The following is a 22014-nucleotide window of genomic DNA, read 5'->3' on the forward strand; positions in this document are numbered from 1 at the left end:
TGGATCGATGGCATGAGCGACTCCTTCTCCGCATCTACGTCCGCGCGTCCGCTCGAACAGACCGTATTCGACGAATGGCCGGCCAACGTGCGCGCGTTGCTCGACGGTGCGTCGCTTGCGGACAAGGTGGGCTTCACCGCGTCGCTGCTGACTGTCGATGCGAACGGCCACGTGCGCACATCGCTGCTGAGCGTCGGCGAACTCTATGCACCCGACTCGCGCACGCTGTGCATCGCGCTATGGCCGCAGGCGCGAGCCACGCGCGCGATCGCGCAAAGTGGACGGGCGGCGTTGAGCTTCGTATGTGATGCGGCGTTCTATCAGGTGCAGTTGCGTGTCGCGCCGCTGCCCGGGGTCGCCGACGACGATAGCGGCCTCGTCTATCTGCTCGGCTCGATCGACACAGGGGAAGCGCAAAACGTCCGTTATGCGCACCTGACGGGCGGCATCACGTTCGAATTGCAAGGAGGGGGGAGTGCGGTGCTCGAGCGATGGGAACAGCAGGTCGAGCATTTGAAGCGGGCCGCCGCCGCAAACAGCCGTTAGTCTTCGAGCAAAGCGCTAACGGCTGACACGCCGGCGGCTTTCAAGCAAGGCGACGCTTAACGGCCGCGCGCGCCATTGCGCGACGGTTGCGCGCCACGCGGCGCATCGTTGCGCTTGACGCCGCCGCCGAGCAATGCGCCCCGATTGTCGCCGTGCGAACGATTGCCCTGCGGTTTGCGCGGCGCATGATTCGCGGCACCGCCGTCATGCGCTGCGGCGCGCGGCCGATCGTCGTGACGCTCGGTATCGCGGCGCGGCTGTCCACCGTTGCCGGCCGGCTTCGTGCCTTGCGGCCGCGGTGCGGGCTGACCGTTCGACGGACGCTGGCCCGAGCGCTGACCTGTGCCTTGCCCCGCACGCTGACCGGAACCTTGAGCGGACTTAGCCGATGCGCCACTGCCCGCAGCGCCCGCGCTCGCGCCCTCACGGCGCCCCGCACCTTGTCCCTGGCGCGGCGAACGCCCACCGCCGCCCTGGCCGCGTCGCAGGATCGGTTCCGGCTTCGCGGTCGGGTCCGGCTCGAAACCGGCGATCACGTCCTGCGGAATCGGACGCTTGATCAGCTTCTCGATGTCCTTCAGCAACTGCAGTTCATCGACGCAAACGAGCGATATCGCTTCGCCCGTCGCACCCGCGCGACCCGTGCGGCCGATGCGGTGCACGTAGTCTTCGGGCACGTTCGGCAGATCGAAGTTGACCACGTGCGGCAGCTGATCGATATCGATGCCGCGTGCGGCGATGTCGGTCGCGACCAGAACCTGCAGCGTGGCGTCCTTGAACTCGGCGAGCGCGCGCGTGCGCGCCGACTGGCTCTTGTTGCCGTGAATCGCGAGCGCGCTGATGCCGTCTTTCGTCAGTTGCTCGGCGAGGCGGTTCGCGCCGTGTTTGGTGCGCGTGAACACGAGCACCTGGAACCAGCTGTGCTGACGGATCAGATGCGTGAGCAGCTCGCGCTTGCGGTCGCGATCGACCGGGTGAATCTTCTGCGCGACCGTTTCGGCCGTCGTATTGCGTCGCGCGACTTCGATCAGCGCCGGCGAGTCGAGCAGGCCGTCGGCGAGAGCCTTGATCTCGTCGGAGAACGTCGCCGAGAACAGCAGGTTCTGACGCTTCGGCGGCAGCTTCGCGAGCACGCGCTTGATGTCGTGGATGAAGCCCATGTCGAGCATGCGGTCCGCTTCGTCGAGCACGAGGACCTCGAGATGCGACAGGTCGATGGTCTTCTGCTGCATGTGATCGAGCAGACGGCCCGGCGTCGCGACGACGATGTCGACGCCGCGCCTGAGCGCATCGATCTGCGGATTGATGCCGACGCCGCCGAACATCACGGTCGATTTCAGCTTCAGGTACTTGCCATAGGCGCGCACACTTTCTTCGACCTGCGCGGCGAGTTCACGCGTCGGCGTGAGGATCAGCGCGCGCACCACGCGCTTGCCGCCGGCGGCCGGCGGCATTGAATTCAGGCGCTGCAGGATCGGCAGAGTGAAGCCGGCAGTCTTGCCGGTGCCGGTTTGCGCGCCGGCGAGCAGATCGCCGCCGTTGAGCACGGCCGGGATCGCCTGAGTCTGGATCGGAGTCGGGATGGTGTAGCCGAGTTCATTGACAGCGCGGACCAGCGGTTCGGACAAGCCGAGGGAATCAAAAGACATAAAAACTCTTTGCATTGCAGTTTCGCGAACGGTCCCGCGGGGCACAACGGCCCCAACGCGGAATAACCAGCGCGGCATCGACACGCCCGCATGGCGTGTGCGAGGCCGCAGCCCGGTTCCGTTCACGGAGAAATCGGCGGCACGTTCACAGATGTGCCGAATGTTTCAACGCGCTATGCAGACACGTCGACTGGCCTTAAGTTGCAATTCGTCGCCGTGGAATGTCACGCGACGTAGCGCGCGACACTGACGAATTGACACAGACTGCCCGCCAGTACGAACAGGTGCCAGATACCATGTCCGTGGCGGATGCGCTCGTCGTTGATGAAGAAATAGATGCCTGCGCTATAAATGACGCCGCCGGCCACGAGCCACGCGGTCCCCGCGGCCGGCAACGCCTGCACCAGCGGGTGGACGGCTACGAGCGCGAGCCATCCCATCAACACGTACAGCACCATCGACACGCTGCGGGTGCGTCGCCCGAGCGTCAGTTCCTGCACGATGCCGAGGGCAGCGAGCCCCCAGCTCACGCCGAATAGCGACCAGCCCCACGGTCCACGCAATGTCACGAGCGCGAACGGCGTGTAGCTGCCGGCGATCAGCAGGTAGATCGCCGAATGATCGCATTTCTGCAGAATCGCCTTCAGACGCGGATGGCCCACGCTGTGATACAGCGTCGAGATCGCATACAGCACGAACAGCATCGCACCATACACGCTGAAGCTCACGACCTTGTACGCGTCACCGGCGAGCGCGCCCATCGTGACGAGCGCCGCCAGCCCCACCACCGACAGCACGGCGCCGACGAGATGGGTGATGCTGTTCAAACGCTCACCGACGGGCACAACTCTTTCCTCCTGCGGGGTCCCACGCGGGCGACCATCGATACGAACAGGCCCACATGATACCGGTCCTGAAAAAACGAAGGGCGCGGCCGCGAAACTCGCAGGCCGCGCCCGGGTGCGTCGAACGCTGCCTAGTCGAGCGGCGCCGAACGCAGATCGGCCACCTGCTGCGGCGACACGGCCGTACCGTGGTTGCCCCAGGACATACGGATATACGTGACGACCGCCGCGACTTCCTGATTCGACAGAGCCTGTGCGAACGGTGGCATGCCGTACGGATGCGGGTTCGCTTCCGTGCTCGGCGGATAGCCACCGTTCAGCACCATGCGGATCGGGTTGACCGCCGATGGCATCTGGATCGACTGGTTGTTCGCAAGCGGCGGGAATGCCGGGGGCCGGCCGAGACCGTTTTCCTCGTGGCACTTCGCGCAGTTGTCAGCGTAGATCTTCTGACCTTGCTTCAGCAGTTCGCCGCCGAACTTTTCCGAGGTTTCGAGCTGCAGCGGTTCCGGTGCTTCGCTCTTTTGCGGAATCGTCTTCAGGTACGTCGCCATCGCGTTGATGTCTTCGGCCGACAGATACTGCAGGCTGTTGTGAACCACTTCGGCCATCGGACCGAACACCGCACCCCGGCTCGACACACCGGTCTTGAGCAGATCGGCGATGTCCCTGAGGTCCCAGTCGCCGAGACCGGCCTCCTTGTTCGACGTCAGCGACGGTGCATACCAGTTCTGCAACGGAATCAGGCCGCCCGCGAACGCGGCCGAGTTGACCGGGGCGCCCATTGCATTGATCGACGTGTGGCACATGCCGCAGTGACCAAGGCCTTCGACCAGATACGCACCGCGGTTCCATTCGACCGACTTGGTCGGATCCGGCTTGAACTCGCCTTCACGGAAGAACAGCGTGCGCCAGCCAATCAGCATGTTGCGCTGGTTGAACGGGAATTTCAGTTCGTGCGGACGGCTCGGCACGTTGACCGGCGTGACCGAGCGCAGGTACGCGTAGATCGCGTCCGAGTCGGCGCGCGTGACCTTCGTGTAGCTCGTGAACGGGAAGCCCGGATAAAGCAGGCTGCCATCTTTCGAGCGGCCGGTGTGCATCGCGCGATAGAAGTCGTCCTGGGTCCACTTGCCGATGCCGTACTGGTCGTCCGGCGTGATGTTCGGTGTGAACATCGTACCGAACGGCGTGGCCATCGGCAGGCCGCCCGCGAACGGCTGGCCGCCGCGCACCGTGTGACAGGCGATACAGTCGCCGGCGCGGGCGAGGTACTCGCCCTTCTTGATCAGGTCGGCCTGGTCCGCGGGCGTTGCCGCCACCGCCGCGCCGCTGCTATGCAGATTGTCGCCGCCCGACCACAGGACGGGAACGAGTGCGGCGGCCGCGACTACGACGACTGCCGAGAGGGCGAACAAAGACTTGCGTTTCATTTGAATGTCTCTCCCGGCGCCTTATTGCGGTTCGCTGCCGCAGGCAAGCGGAGTCTTCAAGGAGCGGGCCGGAGCCGGCACGGGGTTTTGCGGAGCGCGCTGCGTGGAAAGCCAGGCCGCGACGGCGTTCACGTCTTCGTCGCTAAGGCGCGTGGCGATGGTGTGCATGCAGTCCGGCGCGATCGCGCGACGCGTGCCCGAGCGCCACGAGCCGAGCTGCGCGCTGATGTAGTCGGAGTGCAGGCCGACGAGACCCGGGATTGCCGGTTCCATACCAGTCAGCGCCTTGCCGTGGCAGGCCGCGCAAGCGGGCACCTGCTTCGAAGCATCACCGTGCAACACGATCTGCTCACCGCGCGCGAGCGTGGCGGCCGAGACCGTCGGCTTGGCCGGCGTCGGATACGGCGGGCGCTGTTGCGAGAAGAAGGTGGCGAACTGATGCAGGTAGTCGTCGGAGAGATACGTGACGAGGTAGTTCATCGGCGGGTACTTGCGGCGCCCTTCACGGAAGTTCTGCAACTGATTGGACAGATATTCCGCCGGCTTGCCCGCGAGGCGTGGGAAGTAGTCGTTGTCGGTACCTTGCCCACGCGAGCCGTGGCAGGCCGTGCAACCTTGCACGCGCGCTTCCATCGTGTCGGGGGCCTTCGGTTGAGTCTGCGCTTTCGCTGCGCTATAGACACCCGCGGTGCCGATCAACAGAAGGGCAAGCAACGGGCGGAAGAGGCGTCTTGAAGACACGCGTAACTCCATCAGAATCGGGGACCTGACCGAACTTCGGGCGGCTCGGTGTGAAGGACAGCCGTCGCTGCGGCGACGCAGCATTCTATCATCGCAGGGTGATGGTGACTATTTGCCGCATTAGAGACGCTCCCAGGTGTGACCGCCATGCGACAGTGTGTCGCGTTGTGCCGGTTTGCGACTTCTGTCGCGTCACGCGTGAGGTTCAACGTCCTCTACGTCTCATCGATAATCGCGGCGCGGTAGCCGCAAGCGCGATGCCACGTCTCGCATTCGATCAAGCAAGGTTGAACCGATCCCCGCCCCCGCACGCGCCATCGAAGCGTACACTTCCGGGCTCGCGGGCTGTCGTCCAGACGATGCGCGCCGCCGGCCCGGCTATGTTTCGTTCGTTCTCATCCGCTATCGGCCTTACATGAAGCTATCCGATCTTTCCTCGTCGACGCTGCGTGCGTTGACGTCCAGCGCGGTGGCGCTGGTCATGTCGTCCACCGCGTTCGCGCATGCGCATCTGATCTCGAGCGTGCCGGCCGCGAACGCCGACACCGTCGCGCCCGCCGACGTGACAATCCATTTCACCGAGCCGCTCGAGCCGGCGTTCAGCAGGATCACGCTCGCCGACGCGGGCGGCAAGCCCGCGACGCCGACCGCTTCGACGGTCGATAGCGCGGACGCGCGCGTGATGCGCCTCGCACTGCCTCAACTGATGAGCGGCCGCTATGCGGTGCACTGGATCGCGGTGGCCACCGACGGCCATCGTACGAAAGGCGACTTCGCGTTCAACGTCAAATGAACTTCGACGGATTGTGGATCGGGCAGGTCGCAATGGCCGCGCTCATGAATGTCGCGTTTGGCTTCGCCGTCGGCTCGGCGCTACTCGGCGCATGGCTCGCGAAGGACGCGCTCCCGGGCACATCACCGGCGCGCCCGGGCTGGATGCGCGCGCAACGCTCGATGCTCGCGGCCACCATCGTGCTGGTGCTTGCGGATCTCGGCTGGCTGTTGTATCAGGCGGCCTCGATGGGCGGCGTTGCGTTGCCCGCGGCGTTCGGCATGGTGCCGACGGTGCTGACGCAAACCCATGTCGGCTACGGCTGGAGCGTCGCGTTCGGCGGTGCGCTGGTGCTGCTCGTCACCGCGCTGAGCCATGGTACGGGCGTGAGGCGTAACACGGTGCTGTGGCTGGCGGTGCTCGCGATCGCGGCGGGCAAGGCGTCGCTCGGTCATGCGGCCGACGCCGGCGCCGTCTCGGCCGAGATCGGCATGCAGACGCTGCACGTGCTGGCGACGAGCGTATGGGGCGGACTCGCGATGGCCGCCGGCCTCGCGGTGCTTCCCGCGCTCGGCGCCTCGACCGCGCGCGGCATGCTGATTCGCACGGCGACGCAGGTCTCGAACGTGTCGATCGTCGCGGTCGTGTTCGTGTTGCTATCGGGTATCTTCAATGCGGTGCGCGGCTCAGGCGGCTCGTTCGAAGCGATTCAGGCGAGCACGTGGGGTCATGTGCTGACGTTGAAGTTCGTGCTGGTCGCGCTCGCGCTCGTGCTCGGCACGCTGAACCGGAGCTCGGCGCTGCCGCGCCTGCGTCGCACCGCATCGACGATGGATGCGCACACGTTCGTCAACGTGATGTATCTGGAAGCGCTGGTGATGATCGGCGTGTTCGTCGTCGCGGCCGCGTTGTCGCATAGCGTGCCGGCGTTCGCGGGGCTCGGTTGAATGCGCGGCGCGGTTCGAAGGCCGCTCACTCGAAACCGAGGTGATGTCCAACAATGGGCGCGCAGAACAGCGCGATCGCGCAGCCCGCGGCCTTGCCTTCGAGTTCGGCGCCGGCCGCGTGCGAGCCGACCATCTGCGTGAGCAGATCGAAGACCTGCGGCAGGCAGTACAGCACCGCCGCGGCGATAAACCATTTCCCGACCACCGAGATGCTCCATCCGCGCTCGTACGCGAGCATCGCGCCGATGATGCGCAGCACGCCAAACGCGACCAGCGCGCCAACCGCCGCCTGTTCGCGGATCAAATAGTCAGGAAGGAATTCGCCCATGGGCTCCCCGATGCATGCATTGTTTGCATGCATTTCAGCAAGGAGTAGGGCATGGGTATGTCCGATACCGAACACACTCACGAAAGCCAGGCGGGAAAACAGATACGACAGCGCAGATACGACAGCGCGCCGACGACGCCGGCCGCGCTGATGAACGTCAGCCGCCCGCCGGCGGCATTCCGCTCGATTCGCTCAGGTGCTCAGATCACCATTCGGCGACGCTGCCGTCCGCGTGACGCCACACCGGATTGCGCCAGCGATGACCGACCTTCGCCATCTCGCGCACCTTCACTTCGTTGACCTCGATGCCAAGTCCCGGGCCCTGCGGAATCGACACGAAGCCGTCTTCGTACTTGAAGACTTCCGGGTTCTTGATGTAGTCGAGCAAGTCGTTGCCCTGGTTGTAGTGAATGCCGAGGCTCTGTTCCTGGATGAACGCGTTGTAGCTGACCGCGTCGATCTGCAGGCAGGTTGCGAGCGCGATCGGGCCGAGCGGGCAATGCAGCGCGAGCGCGACGTCGTACGCTTCGGCCATCGCGGCGATCTTGCGGCACTCGGTGATGCCGCCCGCGTGCGACGCGTCCGGCTGGATGATGTCGACGTAGCCGCCCGACAGGATGTGCTTGAAGTCCCAGCGCGAATACAGGCGCTCGCCGAGCGCGATTGGCGTGTTGGTTTGATTGACGATGTCGCGCAGCGCCTCGGCGTTTTCCGACAGCACCGGTTCTTCGATGAACAGCAGCTTGTACGGATCGAGTTCCTTCGCGAGCACCTTCGCCATCGGCTTATGCACGCGGCCATGGAAGTCCACGCCGATGCCGATGTTCGGCCCGACCGCCTCGCGCACCGCCGCGACGTTGTTGATCACGCCTTGCACCTTGTCGAAGGTGTCGATGATCTGCAGTTCTTCCGAGCCGTTCATCTTGACGGCCTTGAAGCCGCGCTCGACCACCGCGCGCGCGTTGTTCGCGACATCGCTCGGACGATCGCCGCCGATCCACGAGTACACCTTGATCCGGTCGCGCACCTGGCCGCCGAGCAGCGCATGCACCGGCACGCCGTGATGCTTGCCCAAGATGTCCCACAGCGCCTGATCGACACCGGCGATCGCGCTCATCGTGATCGGGCCGCCGCGATAGAAGCCCGCGCGGTACATCACCTGCCAGTGGTCCTCGATCAGCAGAGGGTCCTTGCCGATCAGATAATCGGACAGTTCCTCGACGGCCGCGGCGACCGTATGCGCGCGGCCTTCCACCACCGGCTCGCCCCAACCGACGATGCCCTCGTCGGTCTCGATCTTCAGGAAGCACCAGCGCGGCGGGACGATGAAGGTTTCGAGCTTGGTGATTTTCATGGTGTGCGTCTCCTATGTCGGCGGGAGTTGGCGCTTTAGCGTGTACGCCAGCCCGTGCAAGATGGGTGCAGCAGGCCTCGACGCCTGCGAAAAATTTCGAGGATTCCATGCTACAACAAAAGTGCATTAAAGTACTATTAATAGTATTATTGATCACATAGTGGTGAGATTCGGAAAACTTACCGCGCGCGTTGCGCGCCGAGACCACCGACCGCGAGGAGACAACCATTCCGCACGATCTGCACGGGCGAGTCGCCCAAATGCTCGCGACCGCGATTCTGCGCGGCGACTATGCGCCGGAGTCGATCCTGCCTCGCGAAGCCGAGTTAATGGAGATGTTCGGCGTGAGCCGCACGGTGCTGCGCGAGGCGCTGCGCACGCTCACCTCGAAAGGGTTGATCGAATCGCGGCCGCGGGTCGGTACGCGCGTGCGAGTCAAGTCCGCGTGGAATCTGCTCGATGCTGATCTGCTCGACTGGTATTCGCGGGTCGCCGAGCCGATGGCGTTCGCGCTCAAGCTCCAGGAAATGCGCGAGATGGTCGAGCCTTACGCCGCCGGCCTCGCGGCCGCCGCGTATACCGACGACACGTTGCGTGAGCTTGCGGCCGCGCATACCGCGATGGTGGCGGCGCGTAACGTCGACGAATGGGTGCGCGCGGATCTGCAGTTCCATCTGTGCGTGCTCACCGCGTGCAGCAACGAATTACTGATTCCGCTTGGCGCGCTGATCGAGCGCACGCTCGAGGCACAGCTGCGGCTCAATGCGAAACGCGCCGATGTGTTCAACGCGTCGCTCGCCGAGCACACGGCGGTGTTCGAGGCGATCCGCGCGCGCGATGCCGCCGCGGCGTACGCGGCGATGGCGGCATTGCTCGGCGTGACGCGCGGGCGAATCGAAGGCTAAGACGGACGTCGGCGCATTCGGTCTCAATCCATCGCCGCATGCGCGATCGACGCATCCGGTGCCTTGTGCGACGGCCGGATCAGCACCAACAACGGGATGACCAACAGCGTCGCCACGAACATCAGCTTGAAGTCGTTCAGATACGCGACCATCGCCGCCTGCTGCGTGATCGACGCGTTCAGCGCCGCGATGTCGTAGTTCGAACCGCTGTTGAGCATCGACTGGAGCGCCGGATTGAACGCGGTGACGTTCGCGGCGAGGTCCGCGTGCGCGATCTGCGTGTTGCGCGTCATCAGCGTCTGCACGATCGAAATGCCGATACTGCTGCCGATGTTGCGCATCAGGCTATAAGTCGCGGTGCCGTCCGCGCGCAGCGCCGGCGACAGCGTCGAGAACGTCAGCGTGGACAGCGGCACGAACACGAGGCCGAGTCCGACGCCCTGGATCACGCCGGGCCACACGATGTCAGACGCCGATAGCACGATCGTGTAATGCATCATCTGCCACAGTGCGAACGCCGAAATCAGGAAGCCGCAAAGCAGCAGCAGCCGCGCGTCGACGCGCTTCAGCAGCCGGCCCGCGATCAGCATCGCGACCATCGTGCCGGCGCCGCTCGGCGCGGTGACGAGGCCCGTGGTCGCGACCGGATAGCCCATCAGGTTTTGCAGCATCGGCGGCAGCAGCGCACGCGTCGCGTACATCACCGCGCCGATCACGAAGATGAACAACGTGCCGGTCGCGAAGTTCGGGTCTTTCAGCAACTTGTACTTGAAAAACGAGCGCTCGCCGATCGTCGCCGTGTGCACGAAAAAGAACGCGAAGCTGATTGCCGCGACGAGCGCCTCGATCACGATCTCGGTCGACGAAAACCAGTCGAGCTGCTCGCCGCGATCGAGCATCGCCTGCAGTGCGCCGATCGCGAGGCCGAGCGTGATGAAGCCGAACGCGTCGAACTTCACGTCGTGTTTCGGCTCGCGCGTCGGCAGGAAGCTCGCGACGCCGAACAGCGCGAACGCGCCGATCGGCACGTTGATGAAGAACACCCAGCGCCAGTTGTAGCTATCGGTAAGCCAGCCGCCGAGCGTCGGGCCGAGAATCGGCCCGACCATCACGCCCATGCCCCACACGGCCATCGCCTGGCCTTGCTTTTCGCGCGGGTTGATGTCGAGCAGGATCGACTGCGACAGCGGCACCAACGACGCGCCGAAGATCCCTTGCAGCAGACGCGATACGACGATCTGCGGCAGCGTCTCGGAGAGTCCGCATAGCGCGGACGACACCGTGAAGCCGCCGATCGCGATCAGCAGCAGCCGCCTGACGCTGAGGCGATCCGCGAGCCAGCCGGTGAGCGGTGTGGCGATCGCGGCGGCGACGATATAGGAGGTCAGTACCCACGTGATCTCGTCCTGCGACGCGGACAGCGTGCCTTGCATATGCGGCAGCGCCACGTTGGCGATCGTGCTGTCGAGCGTCTGGATCAGCGTCGCGAGCATGATCGAAATCGTGATCATCGGCCGGTTGAGCAGCGCGGTGGCGCTCGCCGACGTGGAGGCAGAGGACATGGACGGTGGGGAGGGTCGAGATCGTAAGCATGCTTATTATATCGGCTATGCAGGTTTGCGCTATCGGGAGTTTTGCCGAGGTTGGAACGCATGCACAGGCGCGCTGCAAACCGAACCGCTTCCGTATAATCCGCGCATGAAAACCCAATTCGAAGAGCGCTTCGGCTTTCTGATTTACGACGTCGGCCGGCTGGCGGGCAAGCGATTCGACGATCTCGCGAAGTCGTCGGTCGATCTGACGCGCGCGCAATGTCGCGTGCTGGCCTATCTCGGCCATTACGGCGACATCAATCAGGCGCGGCTCGCGGATCTGCTCGAGGTCGCCCCGATCTCGGCGGGCCGGCTGCTCGACCGGATGGAGGAGGGCGGTTGGATCGAACGAACCGCGAATCCGCAGGATCGCCGCGAACGTCAGGTACGCATGACGCCGAAGGCTGAGCGCACGCTCGGCAAGGCGCGCAAGGTCGGCGACGAGATCGCGCTCGAAGCCCTCAATGGTTTCGGCGATGAAGAAGCGGCGCAATTGATCGCGCTGCTGCAGCGGGTGCGCGGCAATCTGAGCCGGCTAGTGGATCGCTGAAGCGTCGCGGGGTTTGCGCGAGCCGGGGGTGGTGATGGGCTCGCGCTTCAAATCACGTTATTTGGCTTCTGACGCCGGCGCGCCGCCGCTCGGCGGTACCAGCTCGTAACAGCCGGGCGCCGCCGACGTTTTCGCTTTTGCATCCGGCTGCTGCGGATCGATGCATTTGAACGCGCTCTGATCGCGCTGCACGAAGATCGTGTCGGCCGGGCCGGTGTTGACGACGGCGACGATCCTGTAGCCGTCCTGCAGCAGCGTCGCGAGCATGGTCGAACTGGCGCGCCATTGGCTGTCGGACGCGGTCGGGGTTTGGGCCTGGGCGGTGAGGGTGGCGGTCGTGCCGGCGAGCGCGAGCGCAGCGGTGGTTGCGGCGAGCGCGACGGTGCGGAACGTCATCAGTGAACCTCCTCGAAGTTGCGACGGATTGGCGATTCTGGAAGGAAGCCTGACAGGCTCCTTGTCAGGCTGGCTCATGACTCTATTCTCTCAAGAGAAGGAGGCTGCAACAAACCTGGAGCGCTTCACTGCCCATACCCTGTGATGCCGATGCCCACCCGTTCGTTCGATCAGGAACTCGTGCCACGCTCGCTGGCAAGCCACGCTCGCCATCCGCCGAACCCCGAGATGTCGGTTCCCGACTGCACGCCATACGGCTCGCACAGGAAGCCGATAACCCACGAACCGTCGACGAGTTCGACCTTCCCCAGAACCAGCGGAGAAGGAACGGTCGCGATGAACGAGCCGAACTCCACGCTGGGCATATCCCACACTTCGACAGCAATTTTTGCGCCGCCATCCGTGACGCGCCACATGCCTGGGCGCCTCGTGCCGTCCGCCGACGCGGGCAGCGCAGACAACCGATAGTGTCCGGCAGTGTGAGTGGCCTGCACGAGCCGTGCGCGTCGGGCAAGCAGATCCCGGTTGAGCGGCAAACCTTGCATGTGGGCGCCGCAGACCGCGATCTTCATGCGGTCGTGGGTCGCCGTGTGTCGTTCGCCGGGCTCGCCTGGCGCGACGGCCAGGCCGCCGACGCACTGCACGCCGCTCTCTCGTTGCAGCAGGTCGGCCACGCCCAGCAGATACTGGTCGGTGAATGCGCGACCAAAGACGGTCACGCCCCACGGGAGACCATTGTTCATGAAACCGGTCGGCGTAGCGACGGCGGCATAGTCCAGCAGATTCATGAAGTTCGTGTAGTAGCCGAGCAGCGAATTCGGCCCGATTGGGTCGCGCTCCAACTCGTCGAGCGTCACGGGGCGCGGATACGTCGGCGTCAGGACGAAATCGAGCGACTCGATCGATGCGTCGCAGACGGCCTTCAATTCCTGCAGGCGATATTGCGCGCGAAACAGCTCGACCGCGGTGGCGCCCGGCGCCCTCGCCAATACGTCGCGAATGACGGGCAAGAGCGCAGCGGGCCTCGTTGTCATCAACTCGGCCGCCACGTTGTAACGCTCGGCCACCCATGGACCCTGATAGAGCAGATTGGCGGCTTCGACAAACGGCTCGAAGTCGATGTCGACCGCCTCGCCCCCCGCCGCTTCGAGCAACGCGCGCGCCTTGGCGAACAGTTCGGGGCTCTCGGAACAGCCGGCAAATTCCAGTTGCGCCGGCACGCCAAACCGGAACGCCGTGGGCCCGCCAAACGCGCGTGGGGTATTCCATTGTGGATTCGCGCGGCTGTATGCATCGCGAGGATCGGGGCGCGCGCTCAACGCAAGCAGCTCGCTCGCTTCTTGCGCCGTCGCCGTGAAGAACGTCACGCAATCGAGCGTGCGGCAGGCGGGCACCACGCCCGCGGTGGACAACAGGCCTTTCGTCGGCTTGAGACCGATGAGATTGTTCAGTGCGGCAGGCACGCGACCTGAACCGGCCGTGTCGGTCCCGAGCGCGAAACTGGCGACGCCGAGCGCGACCGCGACCGACGAACCGGCGCTCGAGCCGCCTGACGGATAGTCGGGATGCACGCTATTGCGGCACTTGCCGTACGGCGACCGGGTGCCGTTCAGACCGGTCGCGAACTGGTCGAGATTGGTCTTGCCGAGCGGTATCGCACCGAGCGCGATCAACTGGGCAACGACGCTCGCCGACTGCGACGGCGTGTACGCGAATGCGGGACACGCGGCCGTCGTCTGAATGCCGGCGAGATCGATGTTGTCCTTGATCGCAAACGGGACACCATAGAGCGGCAGGCTTTCGATGTCTTGCGTGTCGAGCCAGTCGAGGTAGGGCGCGACTTCGTCTTCGGTCAGAAGATGGATGAACAGATTGAACGAAGGATTCAGCGCGGCGGCTTTTGTGAGCAGTTCAGCGACGAGCTTGCGCGGCGTGAGCGTTCCCGCACGATATGCGGCGCGAAGCGTCGGGAGACGTAGATCGAATGACGACATGGTTTTCCTTCCAGGTATTTAGTGACGTTCGACGACCGCAACGCGTTGCCCCGCGCGCACGGGCGAACCCGGCGCCACGTGGATCTCGCCGACGGTTCCGGCGCACGGCGCGCACACCGAGATCTCCATCTTCATCGACTCGATGACGAGCAGCACGTCGCCTGCGTCGACCGCGTCGCCGGTTTTCATCTTGACTTGCCAGAGGCTGCCGGCAATCTCGCTGTCCACGGCGACTTCGCCGTTTTTCAGCGGAGCTAACTGAGTGTCTTCGGCGACCGGCGTCTCGATCGTGTCTTCCGAGGTGCCTGCTTCACGCCATCGCTCGCGCTCCGCCTGGAAGGCCGACTGCTGCCGAGAACGGAACTGCTCGATGCTGACGGATTCGCTGGCGAGGAACGCCTGATAGTCCGGCATCGAAAGCTCGGACTCTTCAATCCGCAACGGATAACGCCCAAGCGGGAAGTCCGCGCGAATGCGCAACAGTTCGTCGGCCGACACTTCGTAGAAGCGAATCTGGTCGAAGAAGCGCAGCAAATAATGCTGCCCGGCGAAATCCGCGACTTCGCGGTAGCGATTCCACATCTGCAACGTGCGGCCGACGAATTGATAGCCGCCTGGTCCTTCCATGCCATATACGCACAGATACGCGCCGCCGATGCCGACCGAGTTCTCCGCGGTCCACGTACGCGCCGGGTTGTATTTCGTCGTGACGAGTCGGTGACGAGGATCGAGCGGCGTCGCGACCGGTGCGCCAAGGTACACGTCGCCGAGTCCCATCACGAGATAGCTCGCATCGAAGACGATCTGCCTAACCGCGTCGATGGAGTCGAGGTCGTTGATGCGGCGAATGAATTCGAGGTTGCTCGGACACCACGGTGCATCCTTGCGCACGGTGGTCATGTATTTCTCGATCGCGAGCTGGCACGCGGGGTCATCCCACGACAGCGGCAAATGAACGATTCGCGATGGCACACGCAGGTCCTTGTGCAGCAAGACCTCGTCCCACGCCCGCGCGACGATGTCGAGCAACCTGGCGAGCGGCAATTCTTCCGGCCGGTAGTGGATCTGCAGCGAACGGATGCCCGGCGTGAGATCGATGACGCCATTCAGATGCATCGCCTCAAGAGACTGCATCAGCGCATGTCCGCGAAACCGCGCAACGAGATCGAGTTCCGCTGGCCCGATTTCGAGCAGCAGATGCGTGTCGCCCGATACACGCGCGACGAGTCTTTCGCGGTCCGCGCCGGTATCGAGCACGATCGGCGACGTTAGCGAGGTTCTTCTTTCGCTCGGCGCGCTCGGTGCAATGTCGAGGCTCTCCAGCTCCCGGCGACGCTCGTGCGCAGCCTCACGCGCTTCCTCGACTTCGACCGGAGCGAAACGGATCTTGTCGCCCGCTTTCAGCTGCCCGATCTGCCAGAGGTCCGCCTCGATGATCGTCACCGGACAGACGAAGCCGCCGAGACTCGGGCCGTCGGGTCCGAGAATCACGGGCATGTCGCCGGTGAAGTCGACGGCGCCGACCGCGTACGGATTGTCGTGAATGTTCGACGGATGCAGTCCGGCCTCGCCGCCGTCCTCGCGCGCCCACTCGGGTTTCGGTCCGATCAGGCGCACGCCGGTACGGCTGGAGTTGAAGTGAACCTCCCACTCGGTGTCGAGGAACTGAGCGATATAGCGGGCGCTGAAGTATTCCGGTGCACCGTGCGGGCCATAGATCACGCGCAGAGTGCGCACGCCGTCGAGCCTCGGCGCGTTGACGAGCGCCGCGCCGGCCTGCGCGTCGTCGAGCGGATAAAGATGGAGCACGTCGCCGGCGCGGATCGCGCGGCCGCCATGGCCGCCGAACTGGCCGAGCGTAAAGGTGCTGCGGCTGCCGAGGTAGAGCGCGACGTCGAAGCCGCCGCGCACGCATAGATAAACGCGCGCGCCCGCGCCGCGTATCGTGCCGAGCGCGAGCGTCGCACCCGCCGGTACATGAATGCTCGTATTCAGTGGCTGCGAGACATCGTCGAGCAGCACAGGAATCTCCGCGCCCGTGATGGCGACCACTGCATCTGTGTTGAAGCGCAGTGTCGGTCCGCTCATCGTGACTTCGAGAGCGGCGGCATCGGCCGCATTGCCGAGCAGGCGATTGCCGAGCCGCATCGTCCGGTCATCCATCGGCCCCGACGGCGGGATGCCGACTGCCCAGTAGCCCAGGCGGCCGGGATAGTCCTGCACCGTCGTCTGCGTGCCGCCGCTGACGACTTCGACCGTACTGGCCCGATACCTGAGCCCTTCGAGACATCGAGTCCACGGTTCGCCCGACGCAAACGGCCGGTCGCGCAGAATCTGGCGCAGATAGTCGCGATTCGTCTCGACGCCGTAGAGCCGGGTGTTGCGCAGCGCATCGTCGAGCGCATGGCGCGCTTCATCGCGAGTCGGCGACCAGGCGATCACTTTCGCGAGCATCGGGTCGAAGTACGGTGGCACTTCGCAACCGGTCTCGATCCATGTATCGATGCGCAGCGCGCGGCCGTCCGCGTGCGGGAACGCGACATCGGTCAGCAGACCCGGACTCGGTTTGAAGTCACGCCCAGGGTCCTCCGCGTAGAGTCGCGCCTGGATCGCGTGTCCGCGCGGCGTTAGACCCGCCGCCAGTTCCTGTAGCGGCGCGAGCGTGCCGGCCGCGAGTTCGATCATCCAGCGCACGAGGTCGACGCCCCACACCTGTTCGGTTACGCCGTGCTCGACCTGCAGACGGGTATTGACTTCGAGGAAGTAGAACTGTTCGGCGGCACTGTCGTACACGAACTCGACGGTGCCGGCGGAGCGATAATCGACGGCCTTCGCGAGCTTGACCGCGGCCTCGCACAACGCGGCCTGAATACCATCCGGCAGGCAGGGCGCGGGGGTTTCCTCGAGCACCTTCTGATTGCGCCGCTGCACCGAGCAGTCGCGCACGCCGAGCGCGAGCGCAGCGCCTTTGCCATCGCCGAATACCTGCACTTCCAGATGCCGCGCCCGTTCGATGTACTTCTCCAGAAACACGCCGGCATCGCTGAAATTGTTTTCGCCGAGGCGCTTGACCGCGTCGAAATGGGCGCCGAGCTCGTCGGCGTTCCAGCACACCCGCATGCCGATGCCGCCGCCGCCCGCGGTGCTTTTCAACATCACCGGATAGCCGATGTTCTGCGCGGCCGCGAGCGCCGCCGGCAAGTCCGCGAGCAGCCCGGTGCCTTCGAGCATCGGCACGCCTTCGTTGGCCGCGATTTCGCGGGCCGTGTGCTTGAGGCCGAACGCGCGAAGCTGCGCAGGTGTCGGTCCGATGAACGCGATGCCGGCCGCTTCGCAGGCTTCGCCGAACGCCGCGTTCTCCGATAAGAAGCCGTAGCCAGGATGGATCGCCTGCACGCCTTCGCGACGCGCAATCGCGAGGATTTTGTCCACGTCGAGATATGTCAGCGCGGCTGGACCATCGCCTAGCGCATGTGCTGCGGGCGCTTCGCTGACGTGGCGGCTCGCTCGGTCGGCTTCCGCATAGATGGCGACGCCGGTGACGTCGAGTTCGCGCAACGTCCTGAGAATGCGGCACGCGATAGCGCCGCGATTAGCGATCAGAATCTTCTCGAACATGGAAGGTGTGTTGATTCGGAGGCGGGCCGTCCCGCCGTGGGAATGGCCGGCCGTGGTCGTCCACGGCCGAAGTCGCGTCAGCGATCTGTCTGGGTCAGTTCTTCGCGCGTACTGGTGAAGTAGCGTCCCGAGCGAACCAGCATGATGAGAAACAACCAGTGGCGGATGCGCTTCAGTTCCATATCAGCAGCTCCGCGGGCGTCGGGTTGTAGGCGTTGCACGGATTGTTCAGCTGCGGGCAGTTGGAGATCAGCACGATGACGTCCATCTCGGCGCGCAGTTCGACGTACTTGCCCGGCGCGGAAATGCCGTCTTCGAAGGTGAGCCCACCTTCGGCCGTCACCGGCACGTTCATGAAGAAGTTGACGTTCGCGCCGATGTCCTGCTTCGACAGGCGGCCGTCATGAGCGCAGGCACGCAGGAAGTTGTCTCGGCAGCTGTGCATGTAGCGCTTCTCCAGTGCGTAGCGCACCGTGTTGCTTTCCTGCGCGCACGCGCCGCCGAGCGTATCGTGGCGGCCGCACGTGTCGGCCACGATCGTCAGCATCGGATTGCCGAGGTTCGAGTACAGCACGGAGCTCGACGTCAGGTACAGGCTCTTTTGCCGGCGCAACGTGCGTTGCGGGTCGAAGCGCTCGCGCGGATCGGCGAGGCTGTAGAACAACGTGTCGACCGCCTGGTTGCCTTCGAGATCGACGATGCGCAGTGTTTGCCCGGCCTTTACCTCGTGAAGCCACGGCTCGCCCGCGGCGAGTGTCTCGCGATAGACCGCGGTTTCCGGACGTTTGTCGCTGACGATAAGCGTGCTGGTCATAAGCGTGGGCCTTCGCTCAAAGAAAGAAGCGTTCTGTGTTGATGAAACCGCGTGCGTTCTCTTCGCATGCGGTGCGGCAAACTTCGGCGACCTCGGGCCGCGCGTCGCTCAACTCGAGCTTGACGGGCCGGGGCGCGTATTCGGGGTTCGGGTCGAGCGGGTGCTGGATCGCGGTGAGCACGACGAGCGTGTTCATCGGCGCGTAGAGCTCGACGTAGTCGTTGGCCTGCGAGTTGCCCCGAACAAAGTTGAGCGATCCGTCGTCGCTGACATCGACACGGCTGAACAGATTCAGCGTCATCAGCAGGTCGGTGATGCCGAGCCCCCACTTGCCCATTTCGACGAGCAGGTTGTCCGTGCCGTTGCGATAGAACGCGTTGCGCAGTTCCTGGTAGCGGCCCGCGCCGTATCGTTCGCGAACCTCGTCGGCGTTCGACACACCGCCGATGCTGTCGTGCCAGCCGCAGGTATCCGCGACGATCGCGGCAAGCACGCGGCCCATGTCGGAGTACAGGCAGTGACCCGCGGTGAGCCTGGCCGTGTGCTGGCACTTCAACGAATCCGGCAGATTGAGACGCTCGCCTTTCTCCGTCGCGTTGACCATCATCACGCTGACGTTCGCGCCGCCGCGCAGGTCGGTAATGCGCAGTGATCGACCGCGCTTGACGATCAGCGACGTATGACCGCCGCCCGGGACGGTTTCTTCAAGCAGTAATGTCATAACCTGAGTTCCTTCAGTCGGAGACCAGCTCGAAATGCGATGCGCCTCGCACGGCCGCCTCAGCGATATGCACGGCGGACACGGAATCGCGGCTGCGGTCGAGCGGAATGTTGTAGGTGATGCGCGCGCCATAGGCACCCGGCGCTTGCGGGTCGACGCGCACCTTGTCGAAAACCAGCACGCGGCTTCCCAACGTGAAGCCTTCTTTCAGGTCATGCGTGACCATGAAGATCGTGAGCTTCGATTCGTGCCACAGGTCGGAGAGCAGCTCGTGCATGTCCTTGCGAATGCCGGGGTCGAGCGCGCCGAACGGTTCGTCGAGCAGCAGCACGCGAGGCTTCATCATCAGCGCCTGCGCGATCGCGAGGCGTTGCTGCATGCCGCCCGACAACTGCTGCGGAAACTTGTTCAACGCAGCGCCCAACCCGACCCGTTCGAGCATGGCCGCTGCCTCGTCTTGCGCCACGCGCCGACGGGCACCGAATAGCCGGCCGGTGACCTTCGCTCGTGGAAGCTCGAGCCCCAACATCACGTTGCGCAGCACGCTCAGATGGTCGAACACGGAGTAGCGTTGAAACACGACGCCGCGATGTCTGTCCGGTTCGGCGGGCAGCGGCTTGCCGTCCAGCAGGATCTCGCCGCGCGTCACGCGTTCCTGGCCTAGCAGCAGCCGCAGAAACGTCGACTTGCCGCAGCCCGATGCGCCGACCATCGAACAGAACTCACCTTCCTTGACGGTCAGATTCAAACGCTCGAGCACGACCTGGTCGCCGTACTCTTTCCAGACGTTGCGGACTTCGATCATCGTGCGCCTCCGTACCAGGGGAAGCACCACTGCGTGATCCGGTGTAGCAGTTGGTCGGTGAGCCATGCGAGCAGCGTGATCCACGCGACGTACGGCAGGATCAGATCCATCGACAGATAGCGGCGCACGAGGAAGATGCGATAGCCGAGGCCGTCGGTCGACGCGATCGCTTCGGCGGCGATCAGAAAGAGCCAGGCCGCGCCGAGAGACAGACGCGTCGCCACCAGCAGACGCGGCAGCAGTTGCGGCAGGACCAGACGCAGAATCAGGGTCCAACTGGTGGCACCGAGCGTCTGGGCCTTGACCCACAGCTCGACCGGAATCTCGCGGGCGCGGGCATGCAGATCGCGAATGATCACCGGCGTGATGCCGACGACGATCAGCACGACCTTCGACAACTCATCGAGCCCGAACACGATGAACAGGATCGGCAGCACCGCCAGCGGCGGCACCATCGAGATCACGGTGATGAACGGGGAGAGCGTCGCGCTGACGAGCGGCAACGAACCGGTCGTGATCGCGGCTACCAGTGCGATCACGGCACTGACGACGAGGCCGATGCCGAGCCGCCGCAAGCTCGACAGCGTGTCGGTCCACAACAGATACTCGCCGGTGCGCTTGTCCTCGGTGAACGCGGCCAACTTCACCGCGTCGCTCATTTGCGCCGCGCTCGGCAGCAGCTTGTCATCGGGATTGAGCGAGAGCCGCATCGAGGACCCGGTGAAGTAGACCGCGAACAGCACGACGAACGGCAGCAGGAGCAGCATCAAGCCGCCGATCCGGCTCGGATGTCGATTGATGAGTCGCATGGTGAGCGCCTGGTTGGAAAGCTGGGATGCGAGCCCGCGATAGCGAGCCCGCGGCGAGTGCCTGGAAGGTCCGTCTCAGAGCTTGCCCGCGGCCGCCATCGCGACGTAGGTCGGATCGAAGCGCAGCTTGACGTTGCTCCTGTTGCCGACCACGATGCCCTTGTCGAACGCCATGCCGACCGCGTCTGCGCTTTTCGCGTCCTGGCCGAGCAGGCCGTGATCGAAAGAGAACTTCGCGACGCGCGTCATGATCTTCGACATGTCGGCGCTCGTGACGAAGTCGAGCGCGGCTTGCGGCGAATAGAAGAGGGCGGTCGTCGACAGTTGGCCCTTGAAGTTGGCGAGGTCGGTGCCCGAGGCCTTCGCCATTGCAGTCAGCGCGGACGTGCTGGCCGCGGAGTCGGTGTGCATCAGCGCGACCATTTCGAACCATGCGCCGGTCAGCGCTTTGCCGAGGGCGGGGTTCTCGTGCAACGTTTTCGTGTTGACGACCATCATGTCCATGATTTCGCCGGGAATCTTGCTGGAGTCGAACACTTCGCTGACGTTCGGCTGCGACTTCAGGTCGGCGAGCATCGGATTCCAGGTGACGGCGTTGTGAACCGTGGGGGTCGCGAATGCGCCGGAGATGTCGGCATCCGAGGTGTTCACGACCTTGAGGTCGCGCTCGCTCATATGCGCGCTTTCGAGCGCGCGTGCGAGCAGGTAATGGGAGACGGAGAACTGCACGAGATTGACCTGCTGTCCTTTCAGGTCGGCGATCTGCTTGCCCTTGCCCTTTATCAGCACGCCGTCGTTGCCGTTCGAATAGTCGCTGACGATCAGGGCCGTCGAATCCACGCCGCCAGAGGCGGGAATCGTGAGCGCATCCATGTTGGTCATCGCGCAGCCATCGAACTTGCCGGCCGTGTACTGATTGATGGACTCGACATAGTCGTTCAGCTGCACGACATCGACGTTGATGCCGTATTTCTTGGCCCATTTAGACACGATGCCCTGGGTTTTCGCCTCACCCCACGGCATCCAGCCGGCGTAGATGGTCCAGCAGACCTTGAAGTCGTTGCGGCCCGCGGCGAACGTGGGGCTCGAGGCGAAGGTGGCGAGGGAGACGGCGGCGATGCCAAGACAGCGAGCGAGCTTGAACATGGGTTGACCTCGGAGGGGACGGTTAGCGACGGCAGGGAGCAGCGCAAAC

The 22014-nt window shown here is 64.5% G+C and carries 20 protein-coding genes; 5 read left to right on the forward strand and 15 right to left on the reverse strand.

Annotated features, from left to right (window positions below):
• The first annotated feature begins 12 nt into the window (after positions 1 to 12).
• A complete protein-coding gene (locus F6X42_RS20170) occupies positions 13 to 546 on the forward strand; it encodes a hypothetical protein (protein WP_187635905.1) in 534 nt (177 codons plus the stop codon).
• A gap of 56 nt (positions 547 to 602) precedes the next feature.
• Here F6X42_RS20170 and F6X42_RS20175 read toward each other — a convergent pair whose 3' ends face one another.
• From F6X42_RS20175 to F6X42_RS20190, 4 genes are all read right to left on the reverse strand, one after another.
• Positions 603 to 2195: a DEAD/DEAH box helicase gene (locus F6X42_RS20175; protein WP_187635906.1), complete on the reverse strand. Its 1593-nt coding sequence runs from the start codon at positions 2193 to 2195 to the stop codon at positions 603 to 605.
• 224 nt (positions 2196 to 2419) lie between these two features.
• Positions 2420 to 3040 carry a PAQR family membrane homeostasis protein TrhA gene (trhA, locus tag F6X42_RS20180; protein ID WP_187635907.1) on the reverse strand — a complete coding sequence of 207 codons (621 nt, stop codon included), beginning with the start codon at positions 3038 to 3040 and terminating at the stop codon, positions 2420 to 2422.
• Positions 3041 to 3171: 131 nt separating this feature from the next.
• Positions 3172 to 4473 (reverse strand): c-type cytochrome, encoded by a 1302-nt coding sequence (locus tag F6X42_RS20185; RefSeq protein WP_187635908.1) that lies wholly within the window; start codon positions 4471 to 4473, stop codon positions 3172 to 3174.
• Between the two features lie 21 nt (positions 4474 to 4494).
• Positions 4495 to 5226, reverse strand: coding sequence for a c-type cytochrome (locus tag F6X42_RS20190; RefSeq protein WP_187635909.1), 732 nt, complete (start codon positions 5224 to 5226; stop codon positions 4495 to 4497).
• Between the two features lie 403 nt (positions 5227 to 5629).
• Here F6X42_RS20190 and copC point away from each other — a divergent pair, with 403 nt between their 5' ends.
• Complete coding sequence (gene copC, locus F6X42_RS20195; protein WP_187635910.1) at positions 5630 to 6007, forward strand: copper homeostasis periplasmic binding protein CopC; 378 nt, start codon at positions 5630 to 5632, stop codon at positions 6005 to 6007.
• The gene (locus tag F6X42_RS20200; RefSeq protein WP_187635911.1) at positions 6004 to 6933 is read left to right on the forward strand and encodes a CopD family protein; all 930 of its coding nucleotides are present in this window, start codon (positions 6004 to 6006) and stop codon (positions 6931 to 6933) included. Before copC ends, F6X42_RS20200 begins: the two co-directional genes overlap by 4 nt.
• A 25-nt stretch (positions 6934 to 6958) precedes the next feature.
• On the opposite strand, the gene F6X42_RS20205 is transcribed toward F6X42_RS20200, so the two are convergent.
• The gene (locus F6X42_RS20205) at positions 6959 to 7261 is read right to left on the reverse strand and encodes a hypothetical protein (protein ID WP_187635912.1); all 303 of its coding nucleotides are present in this window, start codon (positions 7259 to 7261) and stop codon (positions 6959 to 6961) included.
• Between the two features lie 205 nt (positions 7262 to 7466).
• A complete protein-coding gene (gene dgoD, locus F6X42_RS20210) occupies positions 7467 to 8615 on the reverse strand; it encodes a galactonate dehydratase (RefSeq protein WP_187635913.1) in 1149 nt (382 codons plus the stop codon).
• A 191-nt stretch (positions 8616 to 8806) separates the two neighbouring features.
• Here dgoD and F6X42_RS20215 point away from each other — a divergent pair, with 191 nt between their 5' ends.
• Positions 8807 to 9520 carry a FadR/GntR family transcriptional regulator gene (locus tag F6X42_RS20215; RefSeq protein ID WP_187635914.1) on the forward strand — a complete coding sequence of 238 codons (714 nt, stop codon included), beginning with the start codon at positions 8807 to 8809 and terminating at the stop codon, positions 9518 to 9520.
• Between the two features lie 23 nt (positions 9521 to 9543).
• Here F6X42_RS20215 and F6X42_RS20220 read toward each other — a convergent pair whose 3' ends face one another.
• Positions 9544 to 11013: a DHA2 family efflux MFS transporter permease subunit gene (locus F6X42_RS20220; RefSeq protein WP_376776387.1), complete on the reverse strand. Its 1470-nt coding sequence runs from the start codon at positions 11011 to 11013 to the stop codon at positions 9544 to 9546.
• Between the two features lie 205 nt (positions 11014 to 11218).
• On the opposite strand from F6X42_RS20220, the gene F6X42_RS20225 reads away from it, so the two are divergent.
• On the forward strand, positions 11219 to 11662 hold the full coding sequence (locus F6X42_RS20225; RefSeq protein WP_187635916.1) for a MarR family winged helix-turn-helix transcriptional regulator: 444 nt from the start codon (positions 11219 to 11221) through the stop codon (positions 11660 to 11662).
• Positions 11663 to 11719: 57 nt separating this feature from the next.
• Here the strand turns inward: F6X42_RS20225 and F6X42_RS20230 are convergent, their stop codons facing one another.
• The 8 genes from F6X42_RS20230 to F6X42_RS20265 form a co-directional block, all read right to left on the reverse strand.
• Complete coding sequence (locus tag F6X42_RS20230; protein WP_187635917.1) at positions 11720 to 12058, reverse strand: hypothetical protein; 339 nt, start codon at positions 12056 to 12058, stop codon at positions 11720 to 11722.
• 170 nt (positions 12059 to 12228) lie between these two features.
• Complete coding sequence (atzF, locus tag F6X42_RS20235) at positions 12229 to 14052, reverse strand: allophanate hydrolase (protein ID WP_187635918.1); 1824 nt, start codon at positions 14050 to 14052, stop codon at positions 12229 to 12231.
• 18 nt (positions 14053 to 14070) lie between these two features.
• On the reverse strand, positions 14071 to 17670 hold the full coding sequence (uca, locus tag F6X42_RS20240; protein WP_187635919.1) for an urea carboxylase: 3600 nt from the start codon (positions 17668 to 17670) through the stop codon (positions 14071 to 14073).
• A gap of 172 nt (positions 17671 to 17842) precedes the next feature.
• Positions 17843 to 18484, reverse strand: a complete 642-nt coding sequence (locus F6X42_RS20245) for an urea amidolyase associated protein UAAP2 (protein ID WP_187635920.1) — start codon at positions 18482 to 18484, stop codon at positions 17843 to 17845.
• Positions 18485 to 18500: 16 nt separating this feature from the next.
• Positions 18501 to 19205 carry an urea amidolyase associated protein UAAP1 gene (locus tag F6X42_RS20250; protein WP_187635921.1) on the reverse strand — a complete coding sequence of 235 codons (705 nt, stop codon included), beginning with the start codon at positions 19203 to 19205 and terminating at the stop codon, positions 18501 to 18503.
• 13 nt (positions 19206 to 19218) lie between these two features.
• Entirely contained in the window at positions 19219 to 20010 is a 792-nt protein-coding gene (locus F6X42_RS20255; RefSeq protein WP_187635922.1) for an ABC transporter ATP-binding protein, read from the reverse strand.
• Positions 20007 to 20819, reverse strand: a complete 813-nt coding sequence (locus tag F6X42_RS20260) for an ABC transporter permease (protein ID WP_187635923.1) — start codon at positions 20817 to 20819, stop codon at positions 20007 to 20009. Before F6X42_RS20260 ends, F6X42_RS20255 begins: the two co-directional genes overlap by 4 nt.
• Before the next feature lie 75 nt (positions 20820 to 20894).
• The gene (locus F6X42_RS20265) at positions 20895 to 21965 is read right to left on the reverse strand and encodes a putative urea ABC transporter substrate-binding protein (protein WP_187635924.1); all 1071 of its coding nucleotides are present in this window, start codon (positions 21963 to 21965) and stop codon (positions 20895 to 20897) included.
• Positions 21966 to 22014 lie beyond the last annotated feature (49 nt).

This window comes from Paraburkholderia podalyriae (genome assembly GCF_014397785.1).
Lineage (GTDB): Bacteria > Pseudomonadota > Gammaproteobacteria > Burkholderiales > Burkholderiaceae > Paraburkholderia > Paraburkholderia podalyriae.

Excerpts from the sequence above, each read along its gene's own strand:
- F6X42_RS20225 (WP_187635916.1), top strand. The coding sequence starts at position 11,219 with ATGAAAACCCAATTCGAAGAGCGCTTCGGCTTTCTGATTTACGACGTC.
- F6X42_RS20245 (WP_187635920.1), bottom strand. The coding sequence starts at position 18,484 with ATGACCAGCACGCTTATCGTCAGCGACAAACGTCCGGAAACCGCGGTC.
- copC (WP_187635910.1), top strand. The coding sequence starts at position 5,630 with ATGAAGCTATCCGATCTTTCCTCGTCGACGCTGCGTGCGTTGACGTCC.
- uca (WP_187635919.1), bottom strand. The coding sequence starts at position 17,670 with ATGTTCGAGAAGATTCTGATCGCTAATCGCGGCGCTATCGCGTGCCGC.
- F6X42_RS20230 (WP_187635917.1), bottom strand. The coding sequence starts at position 12,058 with ATGACGTTCCGCACCGTCGCGCTCGCCGCAACCACCGCTGCGCTCGCG.
- F6X42_RS20205 (WP_187635912.1), bottom strand. The coding sequence starts at position 7,261 with ATGGGCGAATTCCTTCCTGACTATTTGATCCGCGAACAGGCGGCGGTT.
- F6X42_RS20200 (WP_187635911.1), top strand. The coding sequence starts at position 6,004 with ATGAACTTCGACGGATTGTGGATCGGGCAGGTCGCAATGGCCGCGCTC.
- F6X42_RS20220 (WP_376776387.1), bottom strand. The coding sequence starts at position 11,013 with ATGCTCGCGACGCTGATCCAGACGCTCGACAGCACGATCGCCAACGTG.
- F6X42_RS20175 (WP_187635906.1), bottom strand. The coding sequence starts at position 2,195 with ATGTCTTTTGATTCCCTCGGCTTGTCCGAACCGCTGGTCCGCGCTGTC.
- F6X42_RS20265 (WP_187635924.1), bottom strand. The coding sequence starts at position 21,965 with ATGTTCAAGCTCGCTCGCTGTCTTGGCATCGCCGCCGTCTCCCTCGCC.
- atzF (WP_187635918.1), bottom strand. The coding sequence starts at position 14,052 with ATGTCGTCATTCGATCTACGTCTCCCGACGCTTCGCGCCGCATATCGT.
- F6X42_RS20185 (WP_187635908.1), bottom strand. The coding sequence starts at position 4,473 with ATGAAACGCAAGTCTTTGTTCGCCCTCTCGGCAGTCGTCGTAGTCGCG.
- F6X42_RS20260 (WP_187635923.1), bottom strand. The coding sequence starts at position 20,819 with ATGCGACTCATCAATCGACATCCGAGCCGGATCGGCGGCTTGATGCTG.
- F6X42_RS20170 (WP_187635905.1), top strand. The coding sequence starts at position 13 with ATGAGCGACTCCTTCTCCGCATCTACGTCCGCGCGTCCGCTCGAACAG.
- F6X42_RS20190 (WP_187635909.1), bottom strand. The coding sequence starts at position 5,226 with ATGGAGTTACGCGTGTCTTCAAGACGCCTCTTCCGCCCGTTGCTTGCC.
- F6X42_RS20255 (WP_187635922.1), bottom strand. The coding sequence starts at position 20,010 with ATGATCGAAGTCCGCAACGTCTGGAAAGAGTACGGCGACCAGGTCGTG.
- dgoD (WP_187635913.1), bottom strand. The coding sequence starts at position 8,615 with ATGAAAATCACCAAGCTCGAAACCTTCATCGTCCCGCCGCGCTGGTGC.
- F6X42_RS20250 (WP_187635921.1), bottom strand. The coding sequence starts at position 19,205 with ATGACATTACTGCTTGAAGAAACCGTCCCGGGCGGCGGTCATACGTCG.